The following is a 14,707-nucleotide window of genomic DNA, read 5'->3' on the forward strand; positions in this document are numbered from 1 at the left end:
CGACCTGCGCATGGAACTGGTGGCCTGCCGCGGTGAGCAGCACCTGCCGGGTCTTGCGCTCGAACAGGTCCACGCCCAGGTGGGCCTCCAGCGCCTTGATCTGGCGACTGATGGCGCTGTGGGTGACGTGCAGCTCCAGCGCGGCGTGCGTAAAGCTCTGGTGCCGCGCTGCCGCCGCAAAGGCGCGGACGGCGTTCAGCGGAGGCAGGCGGGGTGGCATGCGGGGGATTTTCACATGCGGGGTTGGGCACTCTGCGGTTGCTGCCGCAGCGGTGCAGGCTGCCAAAGCGCCCTGTGGCCTTGTCGGATCAAGGTATCCCAGCCCGGCGCGCATTAGACTGCCTGGATCGAATGGCCCACGCCGCCTCTGCCAGCGGTTCGCCCCACCCCTGCACCTTGCCCATGACGCTCGACCTTGCCACTTTGCTGGCCGCCACCATGGCCGCTGCGACCGCCCAGGCGCTGCCGATTGTGTTTGTGGCCCTGCGTGCCCGCTTGCATCGGGGGCTGGCGTTGTGGGGGCTGGGGCTGGTGGTCAATGCGCTGTCCTACCCGGCGTTCGGCCTGCGGGCATTCGGCTGGACCGAAGTGTCGATCCTGGCAACCAACCTGCTTAGCGGCCTGACGCTGGTGCTGCACACGCTGGCGATCGCGTCGTTTCAGCGGCACCGCGCGCAGCCTGTGCGCTCGGCGCTGGTGTGGTTGCCGCTTGCCGTCAACATGGTGGTGGTGCTGTGGTTCATGCGGGACGACCATTGGCGCAACATCCTGGTTGCCGGCATCCAGAGCGTGATGGCCGGCATGTTGCTGTACCAGGCCTGGGGCCCCGCGCTGGTCGAGCGGCGCCTGACGGGCCGCTGGGTCCTGATTGCCGGCTGCGCGGGCTTGGTGCTCACGCTGGTCGTGCGCACCGCTTACATGGTGTGGGCGTCGGATTGGGATGCCGTCTACAACGTGCCGGGCCAGGTGCAGGGGCTGACCTATTTCGCGGTGATGGCCGTTCTGCTGGTCAACAGCATGGGCTTTGTGCTGATGCAGATGGAATTCGCCCTGGAGCAGCAGCACGCCCTGGCCACGCACGACAGCCTCACCGGTCTGTACAACCGCAGTGCCCTGCAAGACCTGCTGCCAGCGCTGGGCGCGCGCGCTCGGCGCCAGGGGGAACCTTTGGCTTTCCTGATGCTGGACATCGACCACTTCAAGCGCGTCAACGACACCTATGGCCATCTGGCCGGAGACGCCGTGCTGCGCGAAGTGGCGCTGCGCATTCGCCAGCGGCTGCGCCAGGCCGACGTGGTCGCCCGCTATGGCGGAGAAGAGTTTCTGGCGGTCTTGCCTGCCACCGACCAAGCCGGCGCTCTGCGCCTGGCAGAGCATGTGCGCAAGGCCATCGAGTCGCCGCCCGTGCGGCTGGCCAACGCCATGGTGCCGATCACCCTCAGCGTCGGCGTGCACGCCGGCATTCCAGACGATTCCCCCCGGGCCCTGGACGCGCAGATCGGACTCAGCGACGAGGCGCTGTACGCCGCCAAGAACGCGGGCAGAAACCGCGTCGAATGGCGATAGGGCTGCTGCACAGGTCGCAGGGCCTCAGCCCGCAGGCCGCCGGTTCACCAGCACAATCCCCGTCGCCACCAGTACCAGTGCCGCTACCAGCCCGGGCGTCACGGGCTCACCCAGCCACAGCGCGCCAAATAGCAGCGCAAACACCGGCGTGAGGAACACAAACACCGAGATCTTGGTCGCCGGGTAGTGCGCGAGCATCCACATCCAGGCCAAGTAGCTCACAAACGCCCCCACCAGCGCTTGCACCAGCAGCGAGCCCCAGGCAAAGCCGCTGAACTGCCAGACCCACGCCTCGCCCAGGCCCAGAGACAGCAGCGGCAGCACTGCTGTGCTCACGCCCACCTGGTACAGCAGCTGCTTGGCAGGCGCCACACGCGCCAGCGGCGTGGTGCGGATGACCACCGTGGTCAGCGCCCACATCAGGCCCGCAGCCAGCCCCAGCAGATCTCCCAGCCAGCCTTGTGGCAGCGCCGTGCTGGCATGGCCCAGCAGCCCGTCGCCCAGCGCCAGCCCCACGCCCACAAATGCCGCTGCCAGGCCCAGCCACTGCCAGCCCTGCAAGCGCTCCCCGGGGATGAAGCGCGGCAACAGCAGCGCCACCCAAAAGGGCGACGCGTACAAGAACACCGTGAGCCGCGACGCGGTGGTGTACTGCAGGCCCAGGTAGATGCACGCGAACTCGCCTGCAAACAGCGCCCCCGCCAGCAGCCCGGCGCGTGTGGCCCCGGCGGGCTCGCCCGTGCTGGCAAGACTGACGCCACGCCACAGGCACCAGGCCGCCACGGCCACCGTGGCCAGCGCAAAGCGCACAAACGCCTGGAACACAGGCGCCACTTCGGCCACCGTGGCCTTGACCAGCACCTGCTGGAAGCCCCAGAACATGCAGCAGGCGAGCAGCAGGGAGATGGCGAGGGCGTCGATGTGTGTTTTGCGGGTGGAGGGCATCGGCGCATTATCAAAGGGCGCGCTGGGTCTGCCGGTCGCCTGGGTGCATCCGCTGACCTCCTTGCAGTCCGCTGTGAATGCCGAAAATGCGCATACGGACGCTTACACAGGCCCACGGTACACTTTGCGCCTTCTGAAACAGGTTCCCGCGCTCCTTTCACTACCTCCCTCATGGCCCTTACGACGGCGGCGCAGTCCCGCTCCAGCTTTGACCTCAAGAGCGCCTCGCTGCCGGTGGTGGCGGTGCTGCTCAAGACCACCGACGCCGCCCAGTTCGCAGCCGATCTGGCCGAGCGTGTGGCCGATGCCCCGGGCTTTTTTGACAACGACCCCGTATTGATCGACCTGGCGCCTGTGCGTGAGGCCGAAGCACCCATCGACTTTGCGGCCATCGCAGCCGCGCTGCGCGAGCACAACACCCTGCCTGTGGCCGTGCGCGGCGGCAGCACTGCCCAGATGGAGGCTGCGCGCGCCGCAGGCCTGGCCGCAGCACCCGATGCCCCCCCTGCGCGCACCGAGGCGCCAGCGCCGGTGCAGGAAGTGGTGCGTGAGGTGATCCGCGAGGTCGAGGTGGAAGTGGTGCGCGAAGTGCCCATGCCCGGCCCCGGCACCGTGGTGGTGGACAAGCCCCTGCGCTCGGGTCAGCAGGTGTATGCGCGCGGCGCCGATCTGGTGGTGATGGCCGTGGTGAGCTTTGGCGCCGAGGTGATTGCCGACGGCAACATCCACGTCTATGCGCCGCTGCGTGGCCGCGCGATTGCCGGTGCGCGGGGCAACACCGAAGCCCGCATCTTTTCGACCTGCCTGGAGCCACAACTGGTCTCCATCGCAGGCATCTACCGCACCACCGAGACCGAGTTGCCCACCGATGTGCGCGGCAAGCCGGCCCAGGTGCGGCTCGACGGCGAGAAGCTCCTCATCGAGCCGCTGGCCTGACCTTTTCCCCTATTCGTACCAACCCCACAGAGAATCAGCAACACATGGCCAAAATCGTCGTCGTGACCGCCGGCAAGGGTGGCGTGGGCAAGACCACCACCAGTGCCAGCTTTGCCACCGGCCTCGCCCTGCGCGGCCACAAGACCGCCGTGATCGACTTTGACGTCGGCTTGCGCAACCTGGACCTCATCATGGGCTGCGAACGCCGCGTGGTGTACGACCTGATCAACGTGATCCACGGCGAGGCCAACCTGAACCAGGCGCTCATCAAGGACAAGCAGTGCGACAACCTGTTCGTGCTGGCCGCCAGCCAGACGCGTGACAAGGACGCGCTCACGCAAGACGGCGTGGAAAAGGTGCTCAAGGACCTGGCAGAGATGGGTTTCGAGTACATCGTCTGCGACTCGCCCGCCGGCATCGAGAGCGGCGCGCTCATGGCCATGCACTTTGCCGACGAGGCGCTGCTGGTGACCAACCCCGAAGTCTCCAGCGTGCGCGACTCCGACCGCATCCTGGGCATGCTGGGCAGCAAGACCAAGCGCGCCATCGAAGGCGGCGAGCCCATCAAGGAGCACCTGCTCATCACCCGCTACAACCCCAGCCGTGTGCAGGACGGCCAGATGCTGAGCCTGGAAGACATCCAGGACATCCTGCGCATCAAGCTGATCGGCGTGATCCCCGAGTCGGAAGTGGTGCTGCAGTCGTCCAACCAGGGCACCCCAGCCATCCATGCCCAGGGCACCGATGTGTCCGAGGCCTACAAGGACGTGATCGACCGCTTCCTGGGTGCCACCGACAAGCCGCTGCGTTTCATTGATGCGGAAAAGCCAGGCTTCTTCAAACGCCTGTTCGGGAGCAAATAAGCCATGGCTTCTTTCCTGTCCTTCCTGCTCGGCGAGAAGAAAAAAACCGCCAGCGTTGCCAAGGAGCGGCTGCAGATCATCCTGGCGCACGAGCGCAACGGCCGCAATGCGTCCGAGCCCGACTACCTGCCCGCGCTGCAGCGCGAGCTGGTGGCGGTGATCTCCAAGTACGTCAAGATCAACCCCGACGACCTCAAGGTGCACCTGGAACGCCAGGACAACCTGGAAGTGCTGGAAGTCAAGATCGAGCTGCCCGATACCGTGCGATAGGCCGCCACTGCCGCCGGGCCACGCACTCCCATCGTGCCCCGGCATCGCCCCAGACCCTGCCCCGCAACCCTGCGCGGCAGGGTTTCTTTTTGGGCCGGCTCCGTCTGATTTGGCCTGACAATTGCTAACCGTACTAGGGTAATCCCTGATATTTCGGCAATAAGGCTCCTGTGGACACAACCTGGAAACTCAGCTGGCAGCGCGCACGCAACCATGAAGGCGTCACGCGCGGCGCGCGTGCCCTGGTGGCCTTGGCCGCCGTGCTGGCTTATGGCTGGTGGGCCGACTGGCAGGCCGAGCTGATGCCGGTGCTGCTGGGGGTGATCGCCAGCGCGCTCACCGAAACCGACGACAGCTGGCGCGGACGCCTGCGGGCGCAGTGCCTGGCGCTGGCGTGTTTTGGCCTCATGGCGGGGGCAGTCTGGGCGGCGGTGTCCTGGCCCTGGGTGCTGATGGGCGTGATGGCGCTGCTGGCCTTCGGCATCACCATGCTGGGGGCACTGAGCGAGCGCTACCGCGCCATTGCCTTTGGCTCGCTCATCCTGTTCATCTATGCGGGGCTGGCCGCCCACAGCAGCCGTGCGGGCGCGGGTGACGCCATCCCCCGCATGCTGGCGGGTGCGGCCTGGTACGGGGTGGTGTCGGTGCTGTGGCATGCCGTGCTGCCGCGTGCGCCGGTGCGTTACCGCCTCGCCAAGCTCTACGCCATGCTGGGCGAATACCTGCGCCTGAAGGCGCTGTTGCTGGAGCCGGTGCGGGATGTGGACCTGGAGCGCCGCCGCATGGCGCTGGCACTGCACAACGGCCGCGTGGTGGACGCCCTCAACGCCACCAAGGAGAGCCTGATCAGCCGCATGGGTGCCGGCGCCCCCCCGCTGTGGCTGCAAACGGCCATGCACCAGTACCTGGCGGCGCAGGACGTGCACGAGCGCGTGAGTTCGTCGCACGAGCACTACGACCTGCTGGCCCAGTCGTTCTTTCACAGCGATGTGCTGTACCGCTGCCAGCGCGTGCTCACGCTGCTGGGTGAACAGGCGCTCAAGCTGTCGGTGGCGATCGAGGCGCAGTCCGTGCCCCAGCATTGGGGCGTGACGGCCCGCGCCATCGAGGACATGCAGGCCGCTGTGGCGCACCTGGAGTCCCAGGCGCAGTCCAGCGGTGTCGTGTCCGCACCCGCTGAGGCCCGGGCGTTGCGGTCGCTGCATGCGCTGGGCGACAACCTGACGGCGCTGGCCGGGGTGTTTGCCAGTGCGCTGGCGCTGCCAGCCGGCAACGCCGAAGTGGCGGTGGACCACGCACTGTTTGACCGGGAGCCCCGCAGCCTGCGCGATGCCTGGACACGCCTGCGATCACACTGGCAGCTGCAGTCTCCCTGGCTGCGCCACAGCCTGCGGCTGAGCCTGTCCCTCATGGCGGGTTTTGCCCTCATGCAGGCCACGGCCGACCCGCATGGATACTGGATCTTACTGACCATCGTGTTCGTGAGCCAGCCGCAGTACGCGGCCACGCAGACGCGGCTGATGGAGCGCGCCAAGGGCACCGCCATGGGGCTTGCGCTGGGGTGGGCGGTGATCCAGCTGTTTCCGGGCGAGCTGGTGCAGGCCGCCTTGCTGGTGCTGGGGGGCGCGGTGTTTTTTGGGGCGCGGCACACCCGCTATACCCTGGCCACGGCGGCGGTCACCACCTTGTTGCTGCTCAGCTTTCACCAGATGGGCGCGGCCAGCGGCGTGATCTCCGCGCGCCTGCTCGATACCGTGGTGGGCTGCCTGATCGCGGCCGTGGCCTCGTGGCTGGTGCTGCCGTCGTGGCAGTCGCGCCACTGGCCCCGGCTGGCGGCCCAGGTGCTGCAGACCCAGGCGTTGTACCTGCGGGAGATCCTGGCGCAGTACCAGGGGGGCAAATGCGACCACCTGGCCTACCGCCTGGCCCGGCGCAATGCCCACAACGCCGATGCCGCGCTGTCCAATTCGTACAGTGCCATGCTCAAGGAGCCCTTGCATGTGCGTGGCAACGCTGAGGTGGTGGGAAATTTCCTGTGCCTGTCGCACACCCAGCTCAACTACCTGTCGGCCCTGGGTGCCCAGCGAGGTGGTGCGGCCGCCCAGCCCATGGACGAGGCCACACGCGAGCTGGCGCAAAGCCTGCTGGCATCCCTGCAGCAGCTGGCGCTGGAGCTGGAACGCGCGCAGCAGTCAGGCCGGGTGCGCAAGGCCCACAGCGCTCCAGCGGTGGCCCAGGTGCTGCGCGAGTGGGGCACGGTACCGGCAGCGCCCAGCGCGCACAGCCTTATGGCGGCGCAGCTGCAGCTGGTGGGCAAGGTGTTCCCGCAGCTGCAGGCGCAGGCGCGTCAGCTGGTGACTACGGAATAGGGGAAGCGCGCAGTGCCCGGGGGCTGTCGCAGCGGTTCAACGCGCGTGCTTGGCGAACTTGCCCGCAAAAGCCTGTGCAATGCTGAGCCCGCGTTGCCCTGCGACCAGTGTGGCGGTCTGCCCGGCGGCAATCGTGCCGGGCCGGTCCACCGCCAGGTAGTAGCCGCAGCAACCCGCTACTGCCATGGCGCGGCCAGCCTGGGCAAAACCCATCACGGCATTGAACTTGAAGCAGGGTTCGCGCGGTGCCGTGACGCGCAGCACGCAGTCTGGGAAATGCCACTCGTCGCCCACAAACACTTCGTGTTCCAGCGGGCCGTCGATTGTGAGGTTCTCGCCCATGAAGCCTGGTGGCAGCGCCTCGTCGAAAAGGCTCACGCCCCGGTCGCGGCGCTGCGCTTGCCAGAACGCATAGTGGGCGGCGGGGTAGGCATACACCGCCTTGGCCAGGCCGCCATGCACGCTCAGGTCGGCCTGCTCGTCGCCCGCCAGCCCCAGCGGGCCCACGGCCACGGGGCCGGTGGAGGATGTTTTGCCGATGGCGGTGAGCACGGACCGTTCGCCCACCTTCAGCCGTCGGGCGGAGCCGACGTTCACGTGGCGTACGACGATGACGGGCGCCGTCACAGCGGGTGCTCGGTGTAGAACTTGCCGCCGTGGTACAGCAGGGGCGACGCGCCCTCGCGGTGCTCGCAGCGCTCCACCTCGCCCACAAAGATGGTGTGGTCACCCTCCTTGTACTGGCTGCGGTTGAAGCACTCGAACGTGGCGGCGGCACCGGCCAGCAGCGGCGCACCGCTGATACCGGGGCGGTGCTCCAGGCCGGCCCAGCGGTCAATACCGCGGGTGGCGAACCGTTCGGCCAGGTCTTTCTGGTCCGCTGCCAGCACATGGATGGCGTAGTGCGAGCCGTTGGCAAAGGCCGGCATGGTGCTGGCGCCGTGCGACAGGCTCCACAGCACCAGCGGGGGCTCCAGTGACACCGAATTGAACGAGCTGGCCGTAAGCCCCACCAGTTCGCCCGCGGCATTGCGGGCGGTCACGATGGTCACGCCCGTGGCGAACATGCCCAGCGCATTGCGGAATTCGCGGGTCGAAAAGCTCGGCGGCAGGGCGAGGGCGGGGCGGGGGAGCGATGGGTTCACAAAAGCGGCGCCAGCGGTGGCGGCGTGGGGGCAAGCAACAGGACCTATTATCAGGCGCCACCCTCCGCTGCGCTGTTGCGGGGTTTACTTCTGCTTTTCACCGCATGGCTGCACTGTTCCCGACCTTCACCACCCTGGGCTCCGGCCCCACCGTGCTCATGCTGCACGATGCCGATGGCGACCACCTCACCTTTGCGCCCCAGGTGGAGACCTTGGCAATGGCCGGCTACCGTGCCGTGGCCTGGGATATGCCCGGATATGGCCGCAGCGCACCGGTGGAGCCCTACACCTTCAAGGCGCTGGCGCAAAGCTGCCTGGCGCTGATCGATGCGCTGCGCTGCGGCCCCGTCACCCTGGTGGGTCATGGCATGGGCGCCATGGTGGCGCTGGAAGCCGCCGTGCGTGATGCCTCGCGGGTGCGCCGTATGGTGCTGTGCGCGGGCGGCCCGGCGCTGGACGCCCAGGCCGTGCAAGACTGGGTGGCACCGCGCGAGCAGGCCCTCAAGGCCCTGGACGCGGGCGGCAGCATGGAGCAACTGGCCCAGACCCTGGTGCCACAGTGCATCGGCACCGGGGCCCTGCCCGAAGGCGTGCGGTTGGCGGGCCACGCGCTGGGCCAGGTGTTTCCGGGCGCTTATCGCCGTGCGCTGGAGGCCCTGCCCACGTTTGACCGGGACGCCGCCGCGCTCGCGCACCTGGCCATGCCCGTGTTGCTGGTGGGGGGCGAGCAGGACCGCTGCACACCACCTGCGGCCTTGCAGGCCCTGGCCCAGGTGCTGCCGGATGCGCAGACGGTGCTGCTGCCTCATGTGGGGCATTGGCCCCAGCTGGAAGACCCCGAGGGGTTTGACGCTGCGCTGCTCGATTTTCTGGCCCAGCGGCGCACGCTGCACTGACCCTTTTGATCTTGGCTCGCCCGGCCGCCGCGCCCGGGCATGAACGCTGCCTTCTCCATGTTGTTTGCCCTCAAGAAAATTCTGTCTGCGCTGCTGTTGCCGCCGGTATCCAGCATCGTGCTGGCGCTGTTTGGCCTGTGGTTGGCGCGCTACCACCGCCGCACCGGCAACACGCTGGTGGTGCTGTCGCTGCTGTCGGTGCTGGTACTGTCCTGGCCGCCGGTGTCGGACGCTCTGGTGCGCAGCCTGGAGCGCTACCCCGCGGTCACGCCGCGCCAGTTGCCCGAGGCGAAGGTGCAGGCCATCGTGGTGCTGGGTGGCGGCGCCGACACCGTGGCGCCCGAATACGGTGTGGACGTGCTCAGCCGGGGCGCGCGCGAGCGGGTTCGCTATGCCGCCTACCTGCAGCAGCAGACCGGCCTGCCCATCCTGGCCACGGGGGGCTCCACGGGCGGCACACGGGCCGAGGCCCTGGTGATGAAGGACGTGGTGGAGCGGGAGTTCAAGGGCCGCGTGCGCTGGACCGAAGTGGAATCCCTCGACACCCGCAACAACGCCGAAAAATCGGCTGTCCTGCTCAAGGCCTCGGGCATCGAGCGCATTGCGCTCGTCACCCACGGCTGGCACATGGTTCGGGCGGCGAAGGACTTTGAACACGCCGGGCTGCAGGTGCTGCCTGCGCCCATGGGCTTCAAAGGGGGGCCGTCACGCAAGCTCTATCGCGTGCTGCCCCGCGCCTCGGCCCTGTCCGACAGCAGCCTGGCGCTGCACGAGTGGCTCGGCATAGTGGCCCAGCGTGCTTCGCTGGACCGCTGAGAGCTCGTTGACGATCCTCTGCGGATCGTCCACAGGCTCTGAGATCAGCCTGCAGCGGGTGTGACCAGGAAGCGGCTGGCTGCCTCCACCGCCTGCGCATCGGCCTGCACGGCGCCCGGGGGGCCGCCCTTGCCCCACAGTGCGCCGCCCCACGTCATGGACAGGAACTGCGCGCACAGCGCCACCGAATCGATCATGGGCTGGGCCTTGGTGCGGTCGCCGCTGGTGGTGATGAGCGACAGCGTCTTGCGGCCCATGGCGTCCTTGAAGTCCAGGCCTGGCACACGCATCCAGGCGCTCCAGTGGTCAAGGTACGTCTTGAGCGGCGAGGGAATGCTGTACCAGTACACCGGCGCCACCCAAACGATGTGGCTGGCCGCCAGCGTGGCGTCCAGCAGGGTTTTCATGTCCCCCTCGGGCGGTGCGTAGGTGCCGGTGGTGTGGCGCTGGTCCACAAAGGGCGGCAACTGCATGCGTGCGAGGTGGTGCCACGTTTGCTCCGTGCCCGCAGGCAGGGCCGCTGCGGCCTGCCGCGCCAGCCATTCGGTGTTGCCGAGGTGGCCGGGTTCGCGGGTGGAGGTGGTGAGGAAGAGGTAGTGGGGTGCAGACATGGCCGGCATCGTAGCGGCACCGGCCCGTGTCTGCAGGCGCTGGGTGGGCGCCGTCCCTCAGGCCGGGACCACACCGCGCGGCGCGCGCACGGCTTCGGCACCCAGAAAACCAAAGTTCATCGCAGGCTGCTCGCCGCTGATCAGTTCGGCCAGGGCCTTGCCCGAGCCTGCACCGTGTGTCCAGCCCAGCGTGCCGTGGCCCGCGTTGACCCAGAGCTTGCCCACGCGGGTGCGGCCGATGAACGGGATGTTGGTGGGCGTGGCGGGGCGCAGGCCGGTCCAGTACTGCGGGTTGCCGCCTTCCTCGGGCGTGCGGGTGTCGCACACACCGGGCAGGATGGCCTCGATGCGGCGCGAGAGCATGTGGCAGCGCGCGCGGGCCAGGGAGCTGTCGAGTGTCAGGTCCCAGCCGTTGAGCTCGATGGTGCCCGCCACGCGCAGGTGGTTGCCCAGGCGGCTCATGGCGATCTTCTTGCCGTCGTCGATGGTGGAGACCATGGGCGCGCCCTCGGGCCTGAGCAGCGGGAAGGTCGCGCTGTAGCCCTTGCCCGGGTAGATGGGCAGGTCCACGCCCACGCTGCGCAGCAGCGGTGCGCTGTACGAGCCACAGGCCACCACAATGGCGTCCGCCTTCAATATGAAGTCTTTTTTGCCGCTTGCGCTAGTGGAATTTGGCATGACAGCTACAGAATCAATAGCATTGCCAATCTTGTTCAGCCGTAGCACATCGTGGCCGTACAGGAACTGCACGCCGCGTGCCGCACAGCGGCGGGCCAGTTCCTGCGTGAACACACGCGCATCGCCGCTCTCGTCAGTGTTGGTGTAGGTGCCGCCGGTGATCTTGTCGCCGTAGGCCTTGAAGGCCGGTTCGATCTGCAGCAGCTCGTCGCGGCTCACCAGACGGCGCTGCACACCGTGCTTGCGCATCAGCTCCACCGCATGGCCTGCGGCGTCAAACGATTTCTGGTCGGTGTAGAAGTGGGCAATGCCGCGTTCGAGCCGGTTGTATTCGATGCCCGTGGTTTTCACCAGGTCCTTCAGCGCGGCATGGCTGTAGGCGCCCAGCGCCACAATCTGCTGCACATTGCGCTCGAACGCCGCGTCGTTGCACTGCGCGAGGAACTGCAGGCCCCAGCGCCATTGCTGCCAGTCCATCTGCGGGCGAAACAGCAGCGGCGCTTCCTTGTCGAACATCCACTTGAGCGCCTTGAGCGGCGCCTCGCGGTTGGCCCAGGGCTCGCAGTAGCTCACCGAGATCTGTGCCGCGTTGGCAAAACTGGTTTCGAGTGCTGCATCGGGCTGGCGGTCGATCACGATGACTTCGTGACCGCGTTCCAGCAGGTGCCACGCCGTGCTGATGCCGATGATGCCGGCGCCGAGAACAATGGTTTTCATATGCGGAATGCCTTGTGAGCCTTTGCGTGCCACACGCCCCAGTGCGGGACACGATGGGGCGCAGTGTGCGCGACATTGCATTCAACTAAAAGCAAAATTAAACTTACTCCAAAAACATCAGCGCACCTAATGAATAGCGCTGCGGAGACAACCCTCTTTTGTTCGAGTCCGAGACCATGAGCACCTACGATCCCGCCGCCCTGGAATGCCTTGCCGCCATCGTCGAAGAGGGCGGCTTCGAGCGCGCCGCGCAGCGCCTGAACGTCACGCAGTCGGCCGTCTCGCAGCGCCTGCGCGCGCTGGAGGCGCAGGTGGGCTCGGTGCTCATCGTGCGCAGCCGCCCGCTGCGGCCCACGTCGGCGGGGCAGTTGCTGCTCAAGCACACCAAGCAGATGCGGCTGCTGCGCGCCGACCTGGAGCGCGATCTGCAGGAGCTGGCGCCCAGCGCACCAGGGGGCTCGCGCGAGGACGAGCGCATATCGATTGCCATCAACGCCGACAGCATTGCCACCTGGGCCATGGGCGCGCTGCACGACCTCGTGCGCCAGCGCCTGCCGCTCGAAATCATCGTGGACGACCAGGACTTCACGCAGGAATGGCTGCGCTCGGGCCAGGTGCTGGGCTGCGTGACCACGCTCAAGCAGGCATTGCGTGGCTGCAAGATGGTGCCGCTGGGTGCCATGCCTTATGTGGCGGTAGCGTCGGCCAGTTACGCGCAGCAGTACCTGCCGCAAGGACTCACGCCGCACAACTTTCGCGAGGTGTCGTTTTTGTCGTTCAACCGCAAAGACGACATGGCGGCGGAGTTTGTCGCGCGTGCGTTCGGGCTCAAGCGCGTGGCGCTCAACCATCTGTTTGTGCCAGGCTCCGAGGCACAGATGCGTGCGGTGGCGGCGGGCTGGGCCGTTGGGGTGATGCCCGAGCTGATGGCGCGGCAGGCGCTGGCTGACGGCAGCATGGTGGACTTGGCCCCCGGGCGTTCGCTCCCGATCCAGCTCTACTGGCATTGCTGGAACCTGGAGTCCGAGCTGCTGGATGCGTTGTCGGCAGCGTTGACGGGCGCGGCCGCCCAGGCCCTGGTGTCCTGACACGGGCTCCTGTTTCCCGGCGGCGGGGTGCAAGGCACGGTTTGTGCTGGCAAAAACGTGAACGACGTAGTTGCATTGCAACTTAGTCATTTATTTTTTTACCGTAATGTATAAAATGGACTCCATGCAAACGCCGCAACCCAAAGTCTCATTCAAGGAGCAGATGCACCAGGCCCGCGAGGATGCCATCCTCCAGTCCGCCTGCCGCCTGCTGGGTGAAAAGGCCTTCGACGCCATGACCATGGACGACGTGGCCAACGCCGTGGGTATTGCCAAGGCCAGCCTGTACAAGCATTTCTGCAGCAAGGAAGAGCTGTGCAGCGCCGCGATGGTGCAGATCCTCGGGCGCGTCCAGGCCTATCTGGCGGGCTTGCCGGCCGACATGCCTCCGCTGGAGAAGCTGCATGCGCTGGTGCGTTGGTCGCTGGAGCGCCTGCTGACCAACGAGATGCCCCTGCTGCCCAGCCGCAATTCCACGCTGCGTGCCGTGCTGATGGCCAACAAGGACTACCTGAACGGACTGGTGGCCGTGAGCGACCAGATCGGCGAATGGATCACCCAGGCCCAGGCCCAGGGCGTGATCAGCCCCACGCTGCCACCTCTGGTGGTGCTGTACACCCTGTATGCGCGTGCCTGCGACCCGGTGGTGAGTTTCCTCAAGGAAGGCGGCCAGTATTCAGACGCCGAAATCGTGGACTTGGTGGTGCGCACCTGTTTTGACGGCCTGGCGGCGCGTTGAGCCTGGTGGCCCGATAAGCCGCACCCATAAAAAAGCCCGGCATGCCGGGCTTTTTGCTGTGTGGGTGCTGCGCCGGTAGCCGGGCAGCACCTGCGGTCCTGTCACTTGGGCAAGATCACCTTATCCACCACGTGGATCACGCCATTCTTGGTGAACACGTCGGCCGCCACGATCTTGCTGGTGCGCATGTTCTGGTCGGTGATCACGAGGCTGGAGTTGATGGTGAACGTTTGGCCCTGCACGGTGGTGATGGCGGTATTGACGGGCACTTCGGCCTTGAGCACGCGCGCGGGCACCACGTGGTAGGTCAGCACCTGGGTCAGCAGGGCCTTGTTGGCCAGCAGCGCTTCCTTGGTGACACCCAGCTCGGTCAACAGGGCTGCAAAAGCCGCGTTGGTGGGCGCAAACACGGTGAATGGGCCTGCGCCCTGCAGCGTGCTTACCAGGCCAGCAGCCACGACGGCCTCCACGAGGATGCTGAAGTCAGGCAGGGCAGACGCTGTGGCAACGATGTCTTTGTCGGCGGGCAACAGTACCTTGTCCACCAGATGCACCACGCCATTGCTGGCCTGGATGTCGGTGCTGGTGACGGTGCTCACGCGGTTTCGGCCATCGGTGATTTTGAGGCCGTTGTTCGATTCGATCTTGAAGAAGCCACCCGACACCGGGGTGATCGCCTTGCCCAGCGGCACGTCGGCCCGCATCACCTTGCTGCCCAGTACGTGGTAGGTAAGCACAGCGGTCAGCAGGGGCTTGTTGGCCAGCAGCGCTTCCTTGGTCACGCCCAGTTCGGTCAGCAATGCAGCAAACGCTGCGTTGGTGGGCGCGAACACGGTGAGCGTACCCGTGCTCAGCGTAGGCGCGAGGCCAGCGGCGACCACAGCCTCGACCAGGATGCTCAGCTCCGGGGTGTTTTGTGCGAGCTCAACGATGTTGCGCTGGGGCTCGTCGTCGCTGCCCCCGCAGGCTTGCAGCAGGGTGGTGCTGGCGCCCAGGGCGGCTGCCATCAGGACGGTACGGCGATTGAATATGGTGTTCATGGCGGCTTCTCCTCGTGAATGGATGGTG

General features: G+C 66.9%; 16 protein-coding genes. 9 read left to right on the forward strand and 7 right to left on the reverse strand.

The window, feature by feature from the left end; genetic code table 11:
• Positions 1–220: LysR family transcriptional regulator (locus tag ISS20_RS02095; RefSeq protein WP_291433233.1), on the reverse strand; the 220-nt coding region annotated here is incomplete at its 3' end.
• Between the two features lie 182 nt (positions 221–402).
• Between ISS20_RS02095 and ISS20_RS02100 the strand changes: the two genes are divergently transcribed.
• Entirely contained in the window at positions 403–1,566 is a 1,164-nt protein-coding gene (locus tag ISS20_RS02100; protein ID WP_291433234.1) for a GGDEF domain-containing protein, read from the forward strand.
• Between the two features lie 24 nt (positions 1,567–1,590).
• On the opposite strand, the gene ISS20_RS02105 is transcribed toward ISS20_RS02100, so the two are convergent.
• On the reverse strand, positions 1,591–2,511 hold the full coding sequence (locus tag ISS20_RS02105) for a DMT family transporter (protein WP_291433235.1): 921 nt from the start codon (positions 2,509–2,511) through the stop codon (positions 1,591–1,593).
• A gap of 171 nt (positions 2,512–2,682) precedes the next feature.
• Between ISS20_RS02105 and minC the strand changes: the two genes are divergently transcribed.
• The 4 genes from minC (at position 2,683) to yccS (ending at position 6,949) form a co-directional block, all read left to right on the forward strand.
• Positions 2,683–3,447, forward strand: a complete 765-nt coding sequence (gene minC / locus ISS20_RS02110) for a septum site-determining protein MinC (RefSeq protein WP_291433236.1) — start codon at positions 2,683–2,685, stop codon at positions 3,445–3,447.
• A gap of 44 nt (positions 3,448–3,491) precedes the next feature.
• Entirely contained in the window at positions 3,492–4,310 is an 819-nt protein-coding gene (minD, locus tag ISS20_RS02115) for a septum site-determining protein MinD (protein ID WP_291433237.1), read from the forward strand.
• Positions 4,311–4,313: 3 nt separating this feature from the next.
• Complete coding sequence (gene minE / locus ISS20_RS02120; RefSeq protein ID WP_015011987.1) at positions 4,314–4,580, forward strand: cell division topological specificity factor MinE; 267 nt, start codon at positions 4,314–4,316, stop codon at positions 4,578–4,580.
• A gap of 170 nt (positions 4,581–4,750) precedes the next feature.
• Positions 4,751–6,949 carry a YccS family putative transporter gene (gene yccS / locus ISS20_RS02125; RefSeq protein WP_291433243.1) on the forward strand — a complete coding sequence of 733 codons (2,199 nt, stop codon included), beginning with the start codon at positions 4,751–4,753 and terminating at the stop codon, positions 6,947–6,949.
• Positions 6,950–6,985: 36 nt separating this feature from the next.
• Here the strand turns inward: yccS and ISS20_RS02130 are convergent, their stop codons facing one another.
• Together ISS20_RS02130 and ISS20_RS02135 are read right to left on the reverse strand one after the other, a co-directional pair.
• On the reverse strand, positions 6,986–7,576 hold the full coding sequence (locus ISS20_RS02130; RefSeq protein WP_291433245.1) for an MOSC domain-containing protein: 591 nt from the start codon (positions 7,574–7,576) through the stop codon (positions 6,986–6,988).
• The gene (locus tag ISS20_RS02135) at positions 7,573–8,094 is read right to left on the reverse strand and encodes a flavin reductase family protein (protein WP_015011990.1); all 522 of its coding nucleotides are present in this window, start codon (positions 8,092–8,094) and stop codon (positions 7,573–7,575) included. The genes ISS20_RS02130 and ISS20_RS02135 overlap by 4 nt, the downstream gene beginning before the upstream one ends.
• A gap of 104 nt (positions 8,095–8,198) precedes the next feature.
• Here ISS20_RS02135 and ISS20_RS02140 point away from each other — a divergent pair, with 104 nt between their 5' ends.
• Both ISS20_RS02140 and ISS20_RS02145 read left to right on the forward strand, forming a co-directional pair.
• A complete protein-coding gene (locus ISS20_RS02140) occupies positions 8,199–8,990 on the forward strand; it encodes an alpha/beta hydrolase (RefSeq protein WP_291433246.1) in 792 nt (263 codons plus the stop codon).
• A 39-nt stretch (positions 8,991–9,029) separates the two neighbouring features.
• Positions 9,030–9,806 carry a YdcF family protein gene (locus ISS20_RS02145; RefSeq protein WP_291433248.1) on the forward strand — a complete coding sequence of 259 codons (777 nt, stop codon included), beginning with the start codon at positions 9,030–9,032 and terminating at the stop codon, positions 9,804–9,806.
• A 44-nt stretch (positions 9,807–9,850) separates the two neighbouring features.
• Here the strand turns inward: ISS20_RS02145 and ISS20_RS02150 are convergent, their stop codons facing one another.
• The gene (locus tag ISS20_RS02150) at positions 9,851–10,426 is read right to left on the reverse strand and encodes an NAD(P)H-dependent oxidoreductase (protein WP_108497655.1); all 576 of its coding nucleotides are present in this window, start codon (positions 10,424–10,426) and stop codon (positions 9,851–9,853) included.
• 48 nt (positions 10,427–10,474) lie between these two features.
• The gene (locus ISS20_RS02155; RefSeq protein ID WP_291433252.1) at positions 10,475–11,812 is read right to left on the reverse strand and encodes a D-amino acid dehydrogenase; all 1,338 of its coding nucleotides are present in this window, start codon (positions 11,810–11,812) and stop codon (positions 10,475–10,477) included.
• A 176-nt stretch (positions 11,813–11,988) separates the two neighbouring features.
• Between ISS20_RS02155 and ISS20_RS02160 the strand changes: the two genes are divergently transcribed.
• The gene (locus tag ISS20_RS02160; protein WP_291433254.1) at positions 11,989–12,900 is read left to right on the forward strand and encodes a LysR family transcriptional regulator ArgP; all 912 of its coding nucleotides are present in this window, start codon (positions 11,989–11,991) and stop codon (positions 12,898–12,900) included.
• Between the two features lie 115 nt (positions 12,901–13,015).
• A complete protein-coding gene (locus ISS20_RS02165; RefSeq protein ID WP_291433255.1) occupies positions 13,016–13,639 on the forward strand; it encodes a TetR/AcrR family transcriptional regulator in 624 nt (207 codons plus the stop codon).
• 101 nt (positions 13,640–13,740) lie between these two features.
• On the opposite strand, the gene ISS20_RS02170 is transcribed toward ISS20_RS02165, so the two are convergent.
• The gene (locus ISS20_RS02170) at positions 13,741–14,679 is read right to left on the reverse strand and encodes a fasciclin domain-containing protein (RefSeq protein ID WP_291433256.1); all 939 of its coding nucleotides are present in this window, start codon (positions 14,677–14,679) and stop codon (positions 13,741–13,743) included.
• Positions 14,680–14,707: the final 28 nt, after the last annotated feature.

Source organism: Acidovorax sp., assembly GCF_016783915.1.
Classification (GTDB): Bacteria; Pseudomonadota; Gammaproteobacteria; order Burkholderiales; family Burkholderiaceae_C; genus Acidovorax.

What these genes read in the sequence shown, in the direction of transcription:
- ISS20_RS02100 (WP_291433234.1), top strand. Translation starts at nt 403, where the DNA reads ATGACGCTCGACCTTGCCACTTTGCTGGCCGCCACCATGGCCGCTGCG.
- ISS20_RS02105 (WP_291433235.1), bottom strand. Translation starts at nt 2,511, where the DNA reads ATGCCCTCCACCCGCAAAACACACATCGACGCCCTCGCCATCTCCCTG.
- minC (WP_291433236.1), top strand. Translation starts at nt 2,683, where the DNA reads ATGGCCCTTACGACGGCGGCGCAGTCCCGCTCCAGCTTTGACCTCAAG.
- minD (WP_291433237.1), top strand. Translation starts at nt 3,492, where the DNA reads ATGGCCAAAATCGTCGTCGTGACCGCCGGCAAGGGTGGCGTGGGCAAG.
- minE (WP_015011987.1), top strand. Translation starts at nt 4,314, where the DNA reads ATGGCTTCTTTCCTGTCCTTCCTGCTCGGCGAGAAGAAAAAAACCGCC.
- ISS20_RS02140 (WP_291433246.1), top strand. Translation starts at nt 8,199, where the DNA reads ATGGCTGCACTGTTCCCGACCTTCACCACCCTGGGCTCCGGCCCCACC.
- ISS20_RS02145 (WP_291433248.1), top strand. Translation starts at nt 9,030, where the DNA reads ATGAACGCTGCCTTCTCCATGTTGTTTGCCCTCAAGAAAATTCTGTCT.
- ISS20_RS02150 (WP_108497655.1), bottom strand. Translation starts at nt 10,426, where the DNA reads ATGCCGGCCATGTCTGCACCCCACTACCTCTTCCTCACCACCTCCACC.
- ISS20_RS02155 (WP_291433252.1), bottom strand. Translation starts at nt 11,812, where the DNA reads ATGAAAACCATTGTTCTCGGCGCCGGCATCATCGGCATCAGCACGGCG.
- ISS20_RS02160 (WP_291433254.1), top strand. Translation starts at nt 11,989, where the DNA reads ATGAGCACCTACGATCCCGCCGCCCTGGAATGCCTTGCCGCCATCGTC.
- ISS20_RS02165 (WP_291433255.1), top strand. Translation starts at nt 13,016, where the DNA reads ATGGACTCCATGCAAACGCCGCAACCCAAAGTCTCATTCAAGGAGCAG.
- ISS20_RS02170 (WP_291433256.1), bottom strand. Translation starts at nt 14,679, where the DNA reads ATGAACACCATATTCAATCGCCGTACCGTCCTGATGGCAGCCGCCCTG.